At 70.3% G+C, this 666-nt stretch carries 1 protein-coding gene; it reads right to left on the bottom strand.

Features of this window, described 5'->3' with window-relative positions; genetic code table 11:
• A partial coding sequence (locus RCG67_RS16905) for a carboxyvinyltransferase (protein WP_497801011.1) occupies positions 1-666 on the bottom strand: 666 nt, incomplete at both ends.

Here is a 666-nt window from a genome sequence, read left to right as displayed (position 1 = left end):
GTTGAGGGCCCCGGTGAAGCCGAAGCGGTTCTCGTAGACCGTCTCGTGGACGATGGACACGCCCTTGGCCTGGGTCAGGGCGACCACGAGCGGCTGCTGCCAGTCGGTCATGAAGCCGGGGTGGACGTCCGTCTCGACGATCAGCGGGTTGAGGTCACCGCCGGGGTGGTAGAAGCGGATGCCGTCCTCGGTGATGTCCAGGCCCCCGCCGATCTTCCGGAAGGTGTTGAGGAAGGTCATCATGTCGGCCTGCCGGGCCCCGGCCACGAAGATGTCGCCGCCGGTGGCGAGCGCGGCCGAGCCCCAGGAGGCCGTCTCGATCCGGTCGGGCATGGCCCGGTGCCGGTAGCCGGTGAGCTCGGGGACGCCCTCGATGCGGATCACGCGGTCGGTCTGGACCGTGATGATCGCGCCCATCTTCTGCAGGATCGCGATCAGGTCCATGATCTCGGGCTCGGTGGCCGCGCCCCGCAGCTCGGTGTGACCGTCGGCCCGGGTGGCGGTGAGCAGCACCTGCTCGGTCGCGCCGACCGACGGGTAGGGCAGCTCGACCTTGGCGCCGTGCAGCCCGTGCGGGGCGCTCATCCGGATCCCGGACTCCAGCTTCTCGACGCGGGCGCCGAAGTGGCGCAGCACGTCCAGGTGGTAGTTGATGGGCCGGTCGCC

The organism is Kocuria cellulosilytica (assembly GCF_040981245.1).
GTDB classification, from domain to species: domain Bacteria; phylum Actinomycetota; class Actinomycetes; order Actinomycetales; family Micrococcaceae; genus Kocuria; species Kocuria cellulosilytica.
This window is presented reverse-complemented; position numbering and strand designations above follow the sequence as displayed.